Genomic DNA, 17,201 nt, shown 5'->3' with positions numbered 1-17,201 from the left:
CTCATTACTTCAAATGCCATCCTGATGTGGTACAGGGAGAAGACGACACTTTTAAGGACGATTAAGAGCTAAGGTTTTCAAGAGGGGGAGTCATTCCCCCTGCCTGTATTGATTACAGAATGCCCAGATACTTACCGGCGATACCGATCACCATGGTCAGGCCAATCAGACCGCTGGGTGATTTACCCTTTTGCACTAGGTAGTACATCAGGAATACAAAGCCCAGAGGCAGAAGGTTCGGCATGATCTTGTCGAGCAGATCCGTCTGTATGTGCACTGTCGCCTGTCCAGCCTCCACCACCAGCGGTGTGGAGATCTTGATAAAGCTGGCACTCAGCGCGCCCACTACGGTCAGACCAAGAATGGTGGCCGCACGGGACAGCAGGACAGTTTTCTCTTTCAGCTGAGCCAGAGCGTTAACACCGGACTGGTAGCCGTAGAAAGTCAGCCAGAAGTACAGTGGGAAGTGCACCATCTGGTACAGGAAGAAGAACACAAAAGGTCCCGCCACACTGCCATCCAGGGCAATGGATGCACCGATACCCAGGGTAATTGGCATCAGGGTCATGTGGTCGATGGCATCACCGATACCACCTGTTGGCCCCATGGCCGCTACTTTCAGAGAACGAATGGTGCTTGGCTTCTCTTTGTTCTGTTCCATCGCTGCCACCAGGCCAACGATGAAGGTGAACAGCTTTGGAGAAGCATTGAAGAGCTCAAGGTGCATCTTCAATGACTTAGCCAGGTCATTCTTGTTCTTGTGGATCTTTTTCAGGATCGGGATCAGGGTGTAAGCCCAGCTGCCGGCCTGCATACGTTCATAGTTAAAGTTACCTTCCATGAACAGACCGCGGATAGAGATCTTCCACAGGTCTTTCTTGGTGATAACTTCTTCTTTGGACTGATCTTCAAAGAAATCCTGATTCAGGACTTCATCGCTGACACCGTCTACCAGCGCTTTGCTTTCAGCGATGTCGTTGCTGTATGTGGTATCAGATGCCATCGCTGAAATCTCCATGGGCAGAAGCAGGTTGAGCCTGAGCAACTGTCTGCTGACGTTCTACTCGCATCATGTAATCAAGTACGGCAACACAGGTACCGAGAATGGCAACAGCCAGTACCGGTAGCTTCAGGTAAGTCACCAGTACGAAGCCGATAAAGAAGTAAGCTGCCACTTCTTTCTTGAGCATGATTTTCAGCAGCATGGCAAAACCAATGGCAGGCATCATACGACCAGCGGCTGACAATCCGGCAAGTACTTCTTCTGGCAGCAGCGCAACAATGGCACCCGCAGTTTCTGAACCAAAGTAAATCGGTAGGAAAGCAACCAAAGCGTAGATAAAGGCACGAACACCAAGGCCCAGGTAGAGCATGTTATCGATACCACGGGTATTGCAGCTTCTGGCGTATTCATCACACTTGTGCATTACCGGAGCGAACGCAGTGAACAGCAGTACAATCAGACTCTGCATGGCCACAGCGAATGGCATGGCGATACCAATACCCACTTCAGGGTTTTCGCCGGTCAGGATAACGAATGCGGTACCAATAATGGCGCCGATGGTGACATCGGGTGGCTGGGCTCCAGCATTAGGAACCAGACCAAGCCAGGCCAGTTCCATGGCAGCACCGGCCATCAGGCCTGTCTGCAGGTCACCCATGATCAGACCGACAACAGTACCGGTGATCAGTGGGCGGTGAATATTCAGTGCAACATCGTACTTGTCGATGCCGCACAGCGCCGCCCAGAGGGCGACGAGTATGGCTTCCATTAACATACGTATCCCCTCAGAGTGCGCTCATGATTTCGATTGGTTCTTCTTCTGGCAGACGCTGAATGGTGCATTCAATGCCCATTTCAGTCAGCTCACGGAACGCGTCGATATCGCTCTGATCTACGGAAACGGTTTTGTGGATCTGGTTCTTGCCTTCACTGAAGTGCATGTTACCCACGTTAACCTTGGTGAAAGGCACGCCGCCTTTAGCCAGACGCAGAACGTCCTGAGGAGTTTCAACCACCATCACGATTTTCTGTGCAGCACTTGCCTTGTGAATAACGTCGATGGTCTTCTGAATAGAGAAATAACGGGTAGCCATTCCCGGAGGAGCAGCCATATCCATCAGGTTCTGGCGGACAGGGTCTTCAGATGCGGAATCATTCGCCACCAGAATCAGGTTACCACCAGCATGATGGCTCCAGGTAATAGCGATCTGCCCATGCAGCATTCGGTTATCAATACGAACCAGCACAATATTAGGGGTGTTCATGTACCGTACTCCTGAAAGTCTCTAACCAATAGATCTCAAATTTTTTTGAAAATGCCGCCGGAACATTTTCATTCCCTTATCAACGGGAGGTGGCGGCATTTCCAGCTCAAGGCTTTGTTATTGGGCTCAAGGCTGCTTGCTATAAGGGTGAATAATGACGCCCTGGACGACCCTGTTTACTTCACCTGTGGGACAGGGGTTATCCGGTGTTATTTGCAATTGTACGGATTTGAAGAATGCAAAAACTTGAGCTAGAGCAATGAAAGGAAACGAAAGCCAAACATTTTCATATCCTAAATTTTGTCCGAGGCTCATCACATTACCCTTTCGAACGTCATCGTCCTGTTCATCAGTAATGGCGAGAATGTGAGCAGCCTTGTCATCACGACGGAGCTCGGCCAGCAGGTCCAGGTCATACTGTCGTGTGTATGAGTCATTGGTCATGAATTCGATAATGACGGTCTTGTCATTAACGATGGACTTAGGTCCGTGACGAAAACCCAGTGGGGAATCAAATACAGAAACAACCTTACCGGCGGTCAGTTCCAGAAATTTCAAAGAGGCTTCCTGAGCCAGCCCCTTCAGGCTTGCGCTACCCAGAAACACCAGTCTTTCAAAGTCTTGCTCAGCCAGAGCTTTCAGCTCACCAATTTTTTCTTCCAGCAGTTGCTCAGTAACCTGACTCAGTTTTTCAACCAGCTCTGCAGTACCCTGTTCACGGTCAAAGATGCACAGCGCACTCAGCATCATACTGGTGTAACTGCTGGTCATCGCAAATCCTCTGTCGTTAGTACCTTCTGGCATTAACAGGCAGAACATGTTGCTGCGGGACTGACTGGCCAGAGCCAGATCACCTTCAGGGTTACAGGTCAGCAACAGGTGATAGCACTCATCAACCAGCTGATCAGCCAACTCAACAGTGGCAACACTTTCAGGACTACGGCCGGAACGGGCAATCGAGATCACCAGTGTTGGCACCTGTTCAGCAAAGCACTCAGCAGGTGAAGCAACGATATCAGTGGTGCTGACTGCTTCAAAACGACGACCAGTAACGCGAGCCAGGTGAGGCGCAACCACCTGACCTGCAAAAGCTGAAGTACCGGCTCCGGAAAGAACAACCCGCAGATTTTCTTTTGCCAGCAGTGGCGCAAGAAATGCATCCAGTTCTGCACGGCAGGCGTCGATATTAGCGAGAGCTTCACGCCATACCCTTGGCTGCTGGCTGATTTCTACTGCGGTTTGCTCGCCCCCGATATCACGAAGGTAGCTTTCATCTAAACCCAGGTAACTGCTCATCTCTCTTCTCTACTCTTTTCTTTAAACGATTTATTAAAAAACCGTTCAAAATTGCCAGTTAAGGTATCTTTCAGGTTTTGCCGGAGTGTTTCTGAGTTTTTTAAGGCCAGAAGAACCCCCTCCGACAAAACAGAACTTTTTGTCAGCGAATTTAAAAACGGATTTGTTTTCTAATGGTTTCAAGCCTTCTATGCGCTCAAGAAGACTGGAACCCGTGATCAACAGGCTTTCGCGTAATCTTCAGTCACCTGCATAACACGGTGATGAATCAGTGATCTGGCAGTGCCTTTGATTTCACCACGACGTATCGCCCAGTACTGCTCTGGCAGATACTGACTGACCAGCGGCATCGGAATAACTCGGGACTCCAGGTTTTCCAGCAGAGCCGTCAGTGCTTTTTCTGCTCTTTCGCTGTTCCAGTAGTAACGGATACGGTCGCTGTAACTGTAGGTTCTTGCAAAACGACGATCGTCGTCGTTACCAGCATAATACTTTTCCCAGTTACCGGGGTTGGCCATCATCTCTTCTTCCATGGCTTCACGGATATGAGAGCGCTTCGCTTCCGGCACCAGAGAATCTTCAATATGTGCAAGAGCATAAAGCGCTTCACGCATGGCAAAAGTGAGCTGTGGACCTACTTTCAATATGGCAAAATGATCACGAACCAGTGCTTTATAAGCATCAGGTGTTTGGTAATCGGTGGAATGCGCTTCAAAAACGATGTTCGGATCCGCTTCAATAAAGCGACTCAGATCAACAGCTTTTTCAGGCTGATAATCGATAACGGACGTGTGGTCGAACTCAACACCCGGCTGAACTACCAGACCGACTACACGCTGCCAGGCACTCTCAAGGCCAGCTTCTTCAAATATTTGTCGGTGGCAGTCCAGCGTATAACTGGCGCGTTCAGGCGTAGTGATATGAAGACCGGAAATTTCTTCCGCTTCACCACCCGGGACAGGAACTTCGGTTCCGATGACATAAACAATATTGGACTGACCGAAACACTCAACGGCCGTAGTTTCAGCCACTTTACACAGATCAGCGGCACGCTGGGCAACCACCTCATCGCTCAGAACGGCAGGGTCGTCCTGACAGCTCATGCTGGCATCCAGGTGAATTTTGGTAAATCCGGCGGCAACGTAAGCCTTGATCAGCTCACGGGACTTTTCCATCGCGGAGGCTGCTGGTTCATTCTGCCAGCAGTTAGGCCCCAGATGATCACCACCCAGCCAGATATTTTCTACCGGAAAATCAAGCTCACGGGCGATATCATAAACGTATTCGCGAAAAGCAACCGGGTTCATGTCGGTGTAACCACCGAATTGGTTAACCTGATTGGAGGTTGCCTCAATCAGGACTCCGGAGCCGTCTTTTCTGGCCTGCAGAATAGCGGCTTCAAGAACCAGCCGGTTAGCGGAGCAGATGGAGTAAACCCCACACTGTGCTCCCTGTTTATGACGCCTGATGATCTCAATTAAACTGCTCACAGCAACACCTTATGTACTGCTTTCGATTTAAGCTGCGGCGTCACCGATCAAGTGTTATTGCATGAAAGCTACAACCTTTCAATAACTTTGGAATCATCTGAGAAATCAGAAAACGACTTGAAAATTATCGAAAGCGATCAACTGTCAGCAATAATGACTCTGACTCCCTGACGCTGCAAACCTGCCATATAGTCTGCTGGTATCCCCTTATCGGTTACCAGCGTATGGAAAGCGCCAAAAGAGCGGATGAAGTGATAACCCTTGCGACCGAACTTGCTGGAGTCCGCCAGTAGAATAATTTCACTGGAAATGTCACACATCACACGGTTCAGGGTAGCTTCACGATCAAAATGCGTAGTCAGGCCTGCAACAAGATCAAATCCGTCAACCCCGAGGAACAGCTTGTCAAAACGGTATTGACGCAGAGCATCTTCCGCCTGTGAACCATAAAAGGAGTGCGACTTTGAACGGAGGGTTCCTCCGGTCATCATGATCTCAATACCGGAAGCCTTTACCAGCTCACTGGCAACATTAAGCCCGTTGGTCATTACCACCAGGTTCTTGTTGTTCACCAGATGCTTTGCCAGCTGCTGCGTAGTGGTACCAGAGTCAAGAATAATGGATTCACCATCATTAACGAGTCTGGCGGCCGCTGCGCCGATTGCTTCCTTCTGGGAGATGTTCACAGCGCCTTTATCGTCAAAAGGCATCTCTTTAACAACATCATCCAGGGCCATGGCACCGCCGTGAGAGCGAAGCAGGAGACCTTTGTTATCCAGGTAATTAAGATCGTTGCGGATCGTGACACTGGATACCTTGAAGTGCTCAGCCAACTCTTCCACCCGAGCCAGACCTTTGTCACGCACCAGGCGAACGATGGCTTCGCGTCTCTCAACAGTACTCATTTAAACCTCTCTTTCAACTGCGCTTTCACACAGTTGCAGCAAACATACAGGCTTTTCACTTGCCTTTCAATTTTTTGTTTCAAATTTTCACTTGTTAGTGATTTTGCTTTCAAAATAGCGATAAACTCAGTTTTTACACCAAAATATTTTCATTAATAATGATAGAGATCATTAAAATGAAAACTATTTTGTGAGAGCATCATCTAAACACGAAGGAATTCGAAAGACTATGACACTGATCATTAAGCCGGCTTCCATAGCATGCATTGGTGAATGCATGGTCGAACTCACTCAAACTGATGTTTTGGGTGAAAACAACAGCGAAAACGAAAAGTTTCTGAAAGTAAACTTTGCCGGCGATACACTTAACACCACTGTTTATATGGCAAGACTTCTTAAGGAAGCTTCAACCAGTCAACAGAAAGATATCGCTGTTCGCTACGTTACGGCCCTGGGACAAGACAACTTCAGCAGCCGGATGCTAGCCGCATGGCAGGGCGAAGGTATTGACACCCGTCATGTCTACAGTCTGTCGGGTAAGTTGCCCGGTCTCTATTCGGTCAATGTCGATGCAACCGGTGAAAGAAGCTTCCACTACTGGCGCTCAGAATCTGCTGCCCGTTCACTGTTTTCCGATGCTCTGACTCAGGATCAGATAGAAAGCATAGCTTCTGAAAACAGTCTGATCTTCTTATCCGGTATTACGGTTGCAATTTTACCTTACGAATCTCGAAAGCAGCTAGTTAATTTACTGAAAACAGCGAAACACAATGGTTCAATTATTGCTTTCGATACCAATCACCGTCCGGCTCTCTGGAAAGATGCTGAAGATGCAAGACACTGGTATAAGCAGGTTCTGGAGCTGACCGACATCGCTCTGTTGACCTTCGAAGATGAACAACTGCTGTTTAATGACCAGTCGGTAGAAGACACACTTCAGCGCCTTGAGCACATTCCTGAGCTGATTATCAAAAGAGGCTCGGCACCGTGCTTGGTGAAATCCAATGATGATGTACAAACCGTTGTTGCCCAAAAGGTCAGCACGCCCGTAGATACCACCGGCGCTGGAGATTCCTTTAATGGTGCTTACCTGAGCAGTCGCATGCTTGGAGCTTCACCCGTTGAAGCATGCCAGGCCGGTCATCGTCTTGCTGCTGAAGTGATCATGCATCGTGGTGGTGTTATTCCCAAAGAGGTTATGCCTGCGTTATAGCAGTCTCTTAAGAAGATATATAAAGGCATTGTCGTTTTATGAATCTAGGCCCTTCTTACAAAAGCGCTGACAAAAGAAGAAGTTCCATGACAAGCGAATACATTCTTTCAAAGGCTTACCCTGTTCTTCCGGTTATTGTTATTGAAGAGCTGAGCCACGCCGTTCCCCTTGCCCGAGCATTGTCAGCCGGTGGAATTAATGTATTTGAAGTTACCCTGCGCACATCCTGTGCTCTGGAAGCGATTCAGGCAATCAAAGCGGCAATGCCCGAGTGTATTACCGGGGCAGGCACAGTCACTTCTGCCAGTCAGGTAGAAGCCGTATTGAAAGCAGGTGCAGACTTTGCGGTATCGCCTGGAGCAACACCGGCATTATTAAAAGAAGCGAAAGAACAGGGACTTTCATTTCTCCCGGGTGTTTCTACACCGTCTGATGTTATTCAGGCCATGGAGCATGGCTATAACCTGCTGAAACTCTTTCCTGCTGAGCAGTCTGGCGGTATCAGCATGCTCAAAGCCCTTGCAGGCCCCTTCCCTGACGTTAAATTCTGCCCTACTGGTGGTATTGGCCTGCACAATGCAAAAGATTATCTGGCACTGACAAATGTTATGGCCATTGGTGGCTCCTGGGTGTGTCCGGGCAACCTGGTAAAAGAGGAGCGCTGGGATGAGATAACCCGGCTTGCAGGTGAAGCAGTAGACGGACTCCAGAAGGCATAACCATGAAACGCAGAAGTTTTTTAAAGACCCTTGGTATTACTGGCGCTTCCGCCATGCTCCCGCTGACTCTGGGAGGCTGCACCAGCGCCGCACAGCGGGTTAATCAATTACTGGGGGATAAAGAGAATCCGCCCAACATTATTTTGATGGTCACCGACGATCAGGGTTTTGGGCAGTTTGACTTCCTGCCTGAGAGTTATAACAAAACCGTTCTGGCAGAACGTTATGTCAGTGAGCGTTATGCTGTTGATCTGGATGCAGCTATCCATGCTTCCAGATCCGCCATGCCAACGCTGAAAAAACTGGCCGTTGACGGTGTTCGCTTCAGTAATGCACACGTTACTCACCCGGTCTGTGCCGCTTCACGTACCGGCATCATGACATCCCGTTACCCTCACCAGTTTGGTATTTACAACAACGACGATGTAAAACCTGGTGTTCCACTGGAAGAGACCTTCCTGCCAGAAGTCTTCCAGAAAAACGGCTACCGTACCGGCGCTATTGGTAAATGGCACTTGGCCAAGGTGCGTAAAGAAGCGGTGGAAGGCTCTACTTCCCGAGATTACCACGACAACTCGATCATCTGGGCAGAAGAAGGCTATCGTCCTACCGATCGTGGTTTTGACTACTTCTTTGGCTTCCATGCTTCCGGTGTATCCAGCTACAACTCACCGACCTGGATGCGCAATGGTGAACTGGCTGAATCCAAAGGCTACATGACAGACCAGATGACGGATGAAGCACTGGCCTTTATCCGCAGTGTGAAGAAAGATCAACCATTCTTCCTTTATTATGCTCATGCGGCACCCCATATACCGCTGACAGCCATGGCACCGGAAAAATACCTGGGCCGCTTTAATACCGGAAACCAGGAAGTCGACAATTACTACGCATCCATCGCTGCAATTGACGACAGCATCCTTCTGCTGATGAACGAGCTGGAAGCCTCTGGCCGTGCCGACAACACCATCTTCCTGTTCATGCCGGATAATGGCGGTGTTGCTGACTCACCCATGCCACAGAACGGCCTGTTAACCGGGAACAAAGGCTCTCTGATGGACGGAGGTGTTCACATCCCTCTGGTTGCCTGGGGCAAATCACTGCCCAAAGGCATGATTTACGATGGTCTGGTTTCTACCATGGACCTGATGCCCACTCTGCTGGCGGCTTCAGGCCTGAGCGCACCTCAGCCGGAAAAACTGGATGGTGTGAACCTGCTGCCTCACCTGAGCGGAGCTGACAGTGCTGAGCCACATGACATGCTGTTCTGGGCTGGCCCGCGGGCTTTCCACTGGGGAGAGCCGAACGATGACTTCTGGCGAGATTATTTTGAGTACGTATCCGGACGCTCCGAGTCCGATATTGAGCCCAGCAGTCCACACCTGGAAAAATATTCCACAGCCAGCTGGAGTGTACGCAAAGGTCAATGGTCCCTGCACTGGTGGCAGAACGACAACACCGTTCGCCTCTACAACCGTGCTGTTGACCCTGCTGAAGTCAATGACATTGCTGCCCAGCATCCGGCACTGGTCAAGGAAATGCAGGCCGGTATCAGAGAGTGGATTAAAGACAAGCCTGAGCCTGCTGTATGGGGCAAGGACTACTTCAAAGAATTGAAGAACAGCCTGTTAAAAGGCTGATGAATACAGAAAGCCAGTTACCGGCTTAAAGCGACCCATTTAAACATTATTGCGGGCTCCTGATAGAGCCCTGCAACCACCATTCAGGAAATGAAACCATGCAAACTGCACAAATCAAAGTAACCAACGAAAACGGCCTGCACACTCGTCCTGGCGCTGTATTTGTAAAAGCCTGCAAAGAGTTTTCCAGCGCGATCACTGTTGAGAACAAGGGACGTAAGGCCAACGCTAAAAGCCTGATGAAACTGATGTCTGCCGGTATCGTTAAAGACGACGTAATCACTCTGACGATTGAAGGGGATGACGAAGTAGCAGCTATGGAAAAACTGAAAGTCGTTATCGAAAACCTGGAAGGTTAATAAATCGCCGCCCGCTATCCGCTGTCCGGTAAAGCCACATCCGCTTTACGAACAGCGGGCAACGGGAAGCGGTTATCCCCCGTTTCGCAAGTTTCATCAGGTTCAGAGTTACATGATCAAGGGCATCATTGCATCCGAAGGTATCGCCATCGGTAAAGCGGTTATTCACTGTGAGCAGGAACTGATCCTGCCAGACTACAAGGTAACCGAAGACCAGCTTAACAACGAGATCGAGCGCTTTAAAATGGCTCGTGAACAGACGACTGCGCAGCTGGATCACCTGTACCGGGACATGCTCGGCAAGTTTGGCGAAGAAGAAGCTGCTGTATTTGAAGGCCACATGATGGTGGCGGAAGACGAAGAGCTGGAAGAAGAGATTTTCAGCCTGATTGGTGAAGGAAAACCAGCTGCCGTTGCTACTCATGAAGCCATACAGAGCAATATTCAGCTGCTGGAGACTCTGGAAGATGCCTACCTGAGAGAGCGTGTAGCAGACTTCCGCGATGTCGGCCTGAGAATGGTCAAGAACATTCTGGGCATTCGCATCTCCGGACTGGAAAACCTGGAAGAAAACTCAATCGTTATCGCCAACGACCTGACCCCTTCTGACACTGCCCAGCTGGATCTGGATAAAGTCATCGGTTTCGTAACTGACGTTGGTGGACGTACATCTCACTCTGCCATCATGGCCCGTTCTCTGGAAATTCCGGCCATGGTCGGCTGTCAGCAGGCAACCACTGCGATCCTGCACGGCGATCTGCTGATCCTGGATGCCATCAATAACGAAATCATTGTGAATCCTTCCGAAGAGCAACTGGCATCTGCCCGTACTCATCAGGAAACACTGGCAGCAGCCCGCAATGAACTGGCAAAACTGAAAGACCTGCCAGCAGCGACGGTCGATGGCAAACACTTCGAGCTTTGCGCCAATATCGGTACGCCAAAGGATGTCGATGGCGCACTGCGCAACGGTGCTGAAGGTGTTGGCCTCTACCGCACAGAATTCCTGTTCATGGACCGCAACTCACTGCCTTCTGAAGAAGTTCAGTTTCAGGCTTACAAGGAAGTAGCGGAAGCAATGGGAGAAAGACCCGTCATTATCCGTACCCTGGATATCGGAGGTGACAAGGATCTGCCTTACCTGGACCTGCCAAAGGAATTGAACCCATTCCTGGGCTGGCGTGCAGTGCGTATGTGCCTGGATCGTCCGGAAATCCTGCAGACTCAACTTCGCGCCATTCTGAGAGCCAGTGCTTTTGGTAAGCTGCGTATCATGTTCCCCATGGTCATTTCGGTCAATGAAGTGATGCAGCTGAAAGCGCATGTTGAGAAGGCCAAACAGAGCCTGAGAGATCAAGGTATTGCGTTTGATGAGCAGTGTGAGCTGGGCATCATGATTGAAACGCCAGCAGCTGTTATGATTGCTGATCAGCTGATTGAAGAGCTCGACTTTTTCAGTATCGGTACCAATGACCTGACTCAGTATATTCTGGCGGTAGATCGAGGCAATGAAAACATTGCTCACCTTTACGACAGTTTCTCTCCTTCCGTACTGAGAGCGGTTAAGCAGGTCATTGATGCTTCTCACGCTGCAGGTAAATGGACCGGGATGTGTGGTGAGTTTGCCGGCGATGAACGTGCTGCATTGATTCTGGCAGGGCTTGGCCTGGATGAGTTCAGTATGTCTGCACCGTCTGTTCCCATGATTAAGAAGATCCTGCGCGAACAGAACAGTGAAAAGCTTCAAGAGCTGGCAACACAATGTTTGAAAGCGAGAGATGCTGATGCAGTCAGAAGCTTAATTGATACTATACGCTAAAAAACACTATTCATTTTTGTGAACGCATTAAATGAGTATTGATTTTTAGATTTAGACCATATGGTAGAATCAGAGCCTATCTGTTCTCTACCATATGCCAGGGGAAGTACAAAACTATTTTATTGTGCTTTTCAGACCAGATATCAATGAAATATAAGATGCTTTGGTGTCCAATTATCCATCCAAAACAAAAAGCCAATAGATCAGACTATCTAAACTGAAGTAGTTCAGACTTAATCTGACATTTTCTTCTCATCAAAAGAAAAGGGTTACCGATTTAGAAAGAAGGTGTCTGTCAGGTCAAATTCAGGCTATGAACTTTTCCTTCCAGATCTCTTTCCCATCAATCAGTGTTTCTATCGGCGTTTTCCCGTTGCACTGCTTACCTTGATGGGTACGCTCAGTATTGTAGTGAATTAACCATTCGTCCAGATCTGACTGAATCATCTCAATACTCGTATACAGCGTCTTTCTCAATGCAGGTTGATAAAACTCCTGCAGAAGGGTGCTCTCTCTGAATGATTGAAACAATAGTGCTCTATTTTCACAGCTACTATGGGAACACCACTCATAATAGTTAACTGTCATGCCCGCTTCTGTTATTTCCAGCTCTACCAAAAGCATCGTTTTGCAAATTGAAGTTTCTATAGATTCAGGCAACATGCTGAATCTTGAAGATAGTTTACAGCGTGCACTCAATGAAGCCGGGCAGCTTGGAACAAAAGAGTTATTGGGGCTATTTGAATCACCCAATAAAGAACCTATCGTCGTTAATCAGCAGAAGTGGAACTACAAAGGAAAGGTTCTTAAGCACTATGAAACCTTATACGGTCGTATACCTTTGGAGCGCTCCGTATATCAGGGTGTCAGAGGTGGCAGTACTCTGGCAGCACTTGATCTTCGTGCCGGTATTATTGGTTCAGCTACCCCCAAATTTGCCAAGTCTATCGCCTGGAAATACAGCCAGATGCCAGCGCCTGCGGTAAAAGAAGATTTTGAGACCAACCATCAAAGGACGCTTTCAAATTCTTATATCAAGCATTTATCGGACAGAGTAGGTGCATTAATTGAAGACCAGCAAGACACTCACTACCACCTTCCTCCACTAAAAGAGCCTGTTGAAACAATAGCCATTGGTCTGGATGGAACCTGCATGCTGCTTTGTGAAGAAGGCTGGAGGGAAGCCATGTGTGGGACATTGAGCCTATATTCTGCAGATGGAGACAGGCTCCACACGATATATACAGCCAGTTCGCCAGAGTATGGTAAACAAAGCTTTATGAGCAAGCTCGACGAGGAGATTGCAGATCTAAAACGACTCTACCCAAATGCCACATACATCGGGGTAGCTGACGGGGCTAGAGAAAACTGGAGTTATTTGAAACAACATACCTCTGGGCAGATACTCGATTTTTATCATGCATCTGAATATTTAGCTGGAGCAGCGGAAGCACTGTTTCCAACCAGTAAGGCGAAGCGACACCAGTGGCTTGAAGACAGGCTACATAGTTTGAAAAACAAGCGTGGAGCAGCCAAAAAAATCCTTCAGGAAATTGAATCAGCCGAGCTCCCGAAAAAGACAATCGCACTGACAGAGAAGCGCTACAAAGCTGTGAGCTATTTTACAAACAATCACCAGTTAATGAATTATCATCAGGCGCTTAAACGCCATTGGCCAATAGGTTCAGGAGTTACTGAAGCGGCTTGTAAGACTCTGGTAAAGCAACGATTATGTGGTTCTGGAATGAGGTGGAAAGCAACAGGAGCGGAAGTGCTTTTGACAACAAGAGCACTGATCCAGAGTAAGGGGCGCTGGGAACAACTTTGGTCTGAGTTCATGACTGGAAAGGTTGAAGCTAACCTATGAGTCAGTTATCAAATTGAGAGAGCACCCCTGCAGAATCGTTTTATGGAAGCGTTCACAGATTCCATTCGTTTGTGGATGCCGGGTTTTCGTCTTCGTATGTTCAATGTCGTTCACCGCCAGGTAAAGTTGATAATCGTGTTGATCAGCACGACCACAATACTCTGTACCTCTGTCTGTCAGTATTCTGAGCACAGGCAGCTCTCGTGCTTCATAGAATGGCAACACGCGGTCATTGAGCAGGTCTGCAGCCGTAATTGGGGTCTTTGTCTTATAGAGCTTGGCCTGCGCTACCTTGGAGTAAGTATCAACATAAGTCTGCTGATAAACGCGGCCAACACCTTTAAAGGTTCCAACATAGAAAGTGTCCTGTGAACCAAGGTAGCCAGGGTGCGCTGTGTCAATCTCACCACTGGCCTCATCATCCAGATTCTTGCGCTCAAGTGCCCTGACCTGGGACTCGGTGAGAATGATTCCTTCTCGAGCCACTTTCTCTTCAAGGGCTTTGAGGCGCAGTTTGAAGCTTCCCAGATCATTTCTTAGCCAGATGCTTCTCACACCGCTGGGAGAGACGAAGATACCTTGCTTGCGAAGTTCATTGGAAACACGGGCCTGCCCATGGGCAGGATCTTCTACCGCATACTCAAGAACGGCTTTTTCAACAGCGGGGTCTACTCGGTTTTTGAGGTTTGGAACTCTTCGGCTTTGATCAAGAAGTGCTTCCACTCCACCTTCATCCACAGCATCCCGGTAACGATAAAATGTATCTCTGGAGACACCCATGGTTTTACAGGCTTTAGAGATGTTTCCGAGCTCATCTGCAAGGTTCAGTAGCCCAACCTTGTGCTTGATGATTTTCTGGTTGGTGTGAATCATAAGGGTCACCTTTAATGATTTAGATTTCAGTGAACTCACCTTCTTTGTAAATCGGTAACCTTTTTCTTTTGATGAGAAGAAGTTGTCAGATTAAGTCTGAACTACTCCAGCTTATGGACTCCATTCCCGGTTCTTCTTGTGCATCCCCAAAAACGACTATTTCTTCTGGAGATAAGTGTTGCGTTTGTCTTGACGATTTCAACGGTCGTGATGTTGCACCGACTATTGTCAAGTCTCAATGCGGCCACCGCTATGATCTGGACTGTATTTCTCAATGGCTATTGACTAGACCTGTAGGGTCACGCTTGTGTGCCATATGTCGGCAAGAGCCATTACCACTAATGCGTGAGGCTGGTGCCAATTTTTATGAAACATCCCCCTTTTGTGAAGCTACGCCCTTACAAGTCTGCCGTGCTGGTGATCTCAAACAATTACAGAACTTATTAGTACTGCATCCGAAGATTGTTCGGGAAAAGTTTCAATCTGCGATTTCCGGCGAGTTTACAAAACTGTTGTTCATCGCTGCCCTCAATGGTCACACCGAATGCGTGAAAGCTCTGCTCGATGCCGAAGCGGAGCCAAATGATGAACAGACACTTGGTCTCAACCCAGTGTTCATCTCTGCCCAAGAAGGCCATGTTGCCTGTCTGCAAGCACTGATCGATGCCAAGGCAAATTTGGACACTACAACGGCGACGGGAGCAACTCCAGCGTACATCGCTGCCGAGAACGGTCGCACCGAATGTCTGAAAGCTTTGATCAAAGGCGGAGCCGATTTTAATAGAGCAAAAGAGACAGGGGTCACCCCGGTATTCATTGCAGCCCAGAATGGACAGATCGAATGCCTGAAAGTCCTGATCGAAGCGAAGGCACAGTTGAACACCTCGAAAACGAATACTGGTACTACTCCTGTGTTCATCGCCGTATTGGAAGGGCGTACCGAATGCTTACAACTCCTGATCACTGCCGGTGCAGATTTTACTATCGCAAGCACGACGGATGGTGCCCCAGTGTTCGTTGCCGCTCAGTTCGGACAAACCGCATGCTTGAAAGTTCTCATCGAAGCTGGTGTGGATATTAATGCAGCGAGGACTTCGGATGGTGCCACTCCAACCTTGATTGCGGCTCAGCAAGGCCACAGAGAATGTCTGCAAGCCTTGATCGACGCTGGAGCTGATATTGATGCGGCGAGAACCACAGATGGTGCCACTCCCATGTCCATTGCTACCTTGAAAGGCCACCAGGAATGTCTACATGCCTTAATCAGAGCCAAGTGGGCTAGTGGAGTTGTTGATAACAATCTCCTCGAAGAATAACAGACCCAAGGAAAATGTCCTCCTGTTCCAAGTGCCTCAAGGTTGAGTGTCGTATGTTGCTGGTACTTTGTTTCAAAGGACGGCATTTTTCTAAGCAAACTACCGCAATTTATTGAGCCCCTTCTTGAGGTAATGGTAGCTGGGGGCTGTTTGCACCAATGCGCTGTCAGAAAGCTTAAACTTGACATCGCTATCAGGATGAAGACTGTAACTGTAAAGCTTTTGAACGACCTCATAGGGAGGGTTGGTTTCTTCAAGGTTGACAGTACGAGCATGTCCACTATCTGTAAGCCCCAGTCTTATCATCCAATCAGGCAGGTATTCCAAACGTTCGCAGCCGAAAAAAGAAAGATCATATGCTGCGTTGAGTTTCTTGGGAAGCGTTGTGAGACTATGGCAATTCTCAACTCTGAGGTCCGCTCCCACAACAAGGGTATCGGATAGAGTCGTGAGACTTTGGCAGTTCTCAATAGAAAGAGGCCCCTGTACGGTGAGAATCTCAGGCATAGTCTTCAGCTTGGGGCAATTTTGAACAGAGAGCCTCCCCTCGATAGTCATGTACTTGGGCAGAGCGTCTAGGCTTCTGACATGATCAAACTCAAGGCTACCTTTAACTTTGTAATGAACATCATCAGAAAATTGATTGTTTAAAATAAGCTCTTCCATTTTTTTACTGGAAATGTGGTCAGTTTTAAGCTGATTCAAGACCTGCAAATGCGGCGGAACCACCCTATCACTAGGTGTCACGAATTCCTCTGGAAGAATTTTAATAGGTGTCACGAATTCCTCTGGAAGAATTTTAACTTTTCTTGAAAATAAACTTTTGAAAAACGTTGCAGTTCGTTCAAACAGCAAGGATACAGCATTCATTAGTGATTTAGCTGCTCGACCCCATGCTGTGCCCGATTCTACGGACGATTCTTTAATGTGGTCAGATGTCGGTGGTATATTAACGACGGTATCCCTCTGTTTAATATTGCTATTGTCGTTTATAGGCATGTTACTTCTTCTCCCTTTATTTATTGCTTGAATTCAACTTTACCAGACACCTTGCTACTGAGGCTTATACAAAATATGACTATATTCTGCTTTGGTTGTTTTTTCTAGTTTATAACGCCATCTCTTTTTAGTTCACCATCTATCTGACACTGTTGCTGAGAAGATTATGAACAGGCTCTCAGAATGTCAAAAGATTGTCTTTTTAAATATCCACTCTTTCACTCTCTAGTATTGCCGTATATATTTGGCATTATGGGGGGGATTCCCAACAACAAAACCATCAAAAACATCCAACTTTAATTACTGGGGAATTTTTATGCAGAATAATGGCATTGGAGCTTCTTCTGGTAGGGTCGGCAGTATTAATACTGATACAAATAGGGCTTTGATTGACGGCCAAGATAAAACAGAATCCCCGTATTCTCAGGGCTTACGCA

At 48.1% G+C, this 17,201-nt stretch carries 14 protein-coding genes and 3 pseudogenes; 8 read left to right on the top strand and 9 right to left on the bottom strand.

The window, feature by feature from the left end:
• Positions 1 to 112 precede the first annotated feature (112 nt).
• The 6 genes from ACOCLE_RS23375 to agaR all read right to left on the bottom strand — a co-directional run bounded on the left by ACOCLE_RS23375 (position 113) and on the right by agaR (position 5,959).
• Positions 113 to 1,003, bottom strand: coding sequence for a PTS system mannose/fructose/sorbose family transporter subunit IID (locus ACOCLE_RS23375; protein ID WP_419534460.1), 891 nt, complete (start codon positions 1,001 to 1,003; stop codon positions 113 to 115).
• Positions 993 to 1,778, bottom strand: coding sequence for a PTS N-acetylgalactosamine transporter subunit IIC (gene agaW / locus ACOCLE_RS23370; protein WP_066016779.1), 786 nt, complete (start codon positions 1,776 to 1,778; stop codon positions 993 to 995). The genes ACOCLE_RS23375 and agaW overlap by 11 nt, the downstream gene beginning before the upstream one ends.
• A 10-nt stretch (positions 1,779 to 1,788) precedes the next feature.
• On the bottom strand, positions 1,789 to 2,268 hold the full coding sequence (gene agaV / locus ACOCLE_RS23365) for a PTS N-acetylgalactosamine transporter subunit IIB (RefSeq protein WP_066016780.1): 480 nt from the start codon (positions 2,266 to 2,268) through the stop codon (positions 1,789 to 1,791).
• Between the two features lie 126 nt (positions 2,269 to 2,394).
• On the bottom strand, positions 2,395 to 3,564 hold the full coding sequence (locus ACOCLE_RS23360; protein ID WP_419534459.1) for an SIS domain-containing protein: 1,170 nt from the start codon (positions 3,562 to 3,564) through the stop codon (positions 2,395 to 2,397).
• A 218-nt stretch (positions 3,565 to 3,782) separates the two neighbouring features.
• A complete protein-coding gene (locus tag ACOCLE_RS23355) occupies positions 3,783 to 5,054 on the bottom strand; it encodes a D-tagatose-bisphosphate aldolase, class II, non-catalytic subunit (protein ID WP_419534458.1) in 1,272 nt (423 codons plus the stop codon).
• 137 nt (positions 5,055 to 5,191) lie between these two features.
• The gene (gene agaR / locus ACOCLE_RS23350) at positions 5,192 to 5,959 is read right to left on the bottom strand and encodes a transcriptional repressor AgaR (protein WP_066017242.1); all 768 of its coding nucleotides are present in this window, start codon (positions 5,957 to 5,959) and stop codon (positions 5,192 to 5,194) included.
• 229 nt (positions 5,960 to 6,188) lie between these two features.
• Between agaR and ACOCLE_RS23345 the strand changes: the two genes are divergently transcribed.
• From ACOCLE_RS23345 to ptsI, 5 genes are all read left to right on the top strand, one after another.
• Complete coding sequence (locus ACOCLE_RS23345; RefSeq protein ID WP_419534457.1) at positions 6,189 to 7,172, top strand: sugar kinase; 984 nt, start codon at positions 6,189 to 6,191, stop codon at positions 7,170 to 7,172.
• An 86-nt stretch (positions 7,173 to 7,258) separates the two neighbouring features.
• Positions 7,259 to 7,891, top strand: coding sequence for a bifunctional 4-hydroxy-2-oxoglutarate aldolase/2-dehydro-3-deoxy-phosphogluconate aldolase (locus tag ACOCLE_RS23340; protein WP_419534456.1), 633 nt, complete (start codon positions 7,259 to 7,261; stop codon positions 7,889 to 7,891).
• 2 nt (positions 7,892 to 7,893) lie between these two features.
• Complete coding sequence (locus ACOCLE_RS23335) at positions 7,894 to 9,531, top strand: sulfatase-like hydrolase/transferase (RefSeq protein ID WP_419534455.1); 1,638 nt, start codon at positions 7,894 to 7,896, stop codon at positions 9,529 to 9,531.
• Between the two features lie 98 nt (positions 9,532 to 9,629).
• Complete coding sequence (locus ACOCLE_RS23330) at positions 9,630 to 9,890, top strand: HPr family phosphocarrier protein (protein WP_066017238.1); 261 nt, start codon at positions 9,630 to 9,632, stop codon at positions 9,888 to 9,890.
• Between the two features lie 112 nt (positions 9,891 to 10,002).
• Positions 10,003 to 11,709, top strand: coding sequence for a phosphoenolpyruvate-protein phosphotransferase PtsI (gene ptsI / locus ACOCLE_RS23325; RefSeq protein ID WP_419534454.1), 1,707 nt, complete (start codon positions 10,003 to 10,005; stop codon positions 11,707 to 11,709).
• Between the two features lie 306 nt (positions 11,710 to 12,015).
• Here ptsI and ACOCLE_RS23320 read toward each other — a convergent pair.
• Positions 12,016 to 12,216: pseudogene (locus tag ACOCLE_RS23320) on the bottom strand (IS481 family transposase); the annotation flags it as partial.
• A gap of 79 nt (positions 12,217 to 12,295) precedes the next feature.
• Between ACOCLE_RS23320 and ACOCLE_RS23315 the strand changes: the two are divergent.
• Positions 12,296 to 13,576 (top strand): ISKra4 family transposase, encoded by a 1,281-nt coding sequence (locus tag ACOCLE_RS23315; RefSeq protein WP_419532972.1) that lies wholly within the window; start codon positions 12,296 to 12,298, stop codon positions 13,574 to 13,576.
• A gap of 30 nt (positions 13,577 to 13,606) precedes the next feature.
• Here the strand turns inward: ACOCLE_RS23315 and ACOCLE_RS23310 are convergent.
• Positions 13,607 to 14,449, bottom strand: a pseudogene (locus ACOCLE_RS23310) (IS481 family transposase); the annotation flags it as partial.
• Positions 14,450 to 14,520: 71 nt separating this feature from the next.
• On the opposite strand from ACOCLE_RS23310, the pseudogene ACOCLE_RS23305 reads away from it, so the two are divergent.
• Positions 14,521 to 14,712: pseudogene (locus ACOCLE_RS23305) on the top strand (hypothetical protein); the annotation flags it as partial.
• A gap of 78 nt (positions 14,713 to 14,790) precedes the next feature.
• Entirely contained in the window at positions 14,791 to 15,765 is a 975-nt protein-coding gene (locus ACOCLE_RS23300) for an ankyrin repeat domain-containing protein (protein WP_419537256.1), read from the top strand.
• Positions 15,766 to 15,864: 99 nt separating this feature from the next.
• Here the strand turns inward: ACOCLE_RS23300 and ACOCLE_RS23295 are convergent, their stop codons facing one another.
• Positions 15,865 to 16,764, bottom strand: a complete 900-nt coding sequence (locus ACOCLE_RS23295) for a hypothetical protein (protein WP_419534453.1) — start codon at positions 16,762 to 16,764, stop codon at positions 15,865 to 15,867.
• Positions 16,765 to 17,201: the final 437 nt, after the last annotated feature.

This window comes from Endozoicomonas sp., assembly GCF_965196975.1.
Classification (GTDB): Bacteria; Pseudomonadota; Gammaproteobacteria; order Pseudomonadales; family Endozoicomonadaceae; genus Endozoicomonas.
The sequence above is the reverse complement of the archived record's forward strand: the minus strand, read 5'-3'. Positions and strand labels throughout refer to the sequence as shown.

What these genes read in the sequence shown, in the direction of transcription:
- ACOCLE_RS23375 (WP_419534460.1), bottom strand. Translation starts at nt 1,003, where the DNA reads ATGGCATCTGATACCACATACAGCAACGACATCGCTGAAAGCAAAGCG.
- agaW (WP_066016779.1), bottom strand. Translation starts at nt 1,778, where the DNA reads ATGTTAATGGAAGCCATACTCGTCGCCCTCTGGGCGGCGCTGTGCGGC.
- agaV (WP_066016780.1), bottom strand. Translation starts at nt 2,268, where the DNA reads ATGAACACCCCTAATATTGTGCTGGTTCGTATTGATAACCGAATGCTG.
- ACOCLE_RS23360 (WP_419534459.1), bottom strand. Translation starts at nt 3,564, where the DNA reads ATGAGCAGTTACCTGGGTTTAGATGAAAGCTACCTTCGTGATATCGGG.
- agaR (WP_066017242.1), bottom strand. Translation starts at nt 5,959, where the DNA reads ATGAGTACTGTTGAGAGACGCGAAGCCATCGTTCGCCTGGTGCGTGAC.
- ACOCLE_RS23345 (WP_419534457.1), top strand. Translation starts at nt 6,189, where the DNA reads ATGACACTGATCATTAAGCCGGCTTCCATAGCATGCATTGGTGAATGC.
- ACOCLE_RS23340 (WP_419534456.1), top strand. Translation starts at nt 7,259, where the DNA reads ATGACAAGCGAATACATTCTTTCAAAGGCTTACCCTGTTCTTCCGGTT.
- ACOCLE_RS23335 (WP_419534455.1), top strand. Translation starts at nt 7,894, where the DNA reads ATGAAACGCAGAAGTTTTTTAAAGACCCTTGGTATTACTGGCGCTTCC.
- ACOCLE_RS23330 (WP_066017238.1), top strand. Translation starts at nt 9,630, where the DNA reads ATGCAAACTGCACAAATCAAAGTAACCAACGAAAACGGCCTGCACACT.
- ptsI (WP_419534454.1), top strand. Translation starts at nt 10,003, where the DNA reads ATGATCAAGGGCATCATTGCATCCGAAGGTATCGCCATCGGTAAAGCG.
- ACOCLE_RS23315 (WP_419532972.1), top strand. Translation starts at nt 12,296, where the DNA reads ATGCCCGCTTCTGTTATTTCCAGCTCTACCAAAAGCATCGTTTTGCAA.
- ACOCLE_RS23300 (WP_419537256.1), top strand. Translation starts at nt 14,791, where the DNA reads ATGCGTGAGGCTGGTGCCAATTTTTATGAAACATCCCCCTTTTGTGAA.
- ACOCLE_RS23295 (WP_419534453.1), bottom strand. Translation starts at nt 16,764, where the DNA reads ATGCCTATAAACGACAATAGCAATATTAAACAGAGGGATACCGTCGTT.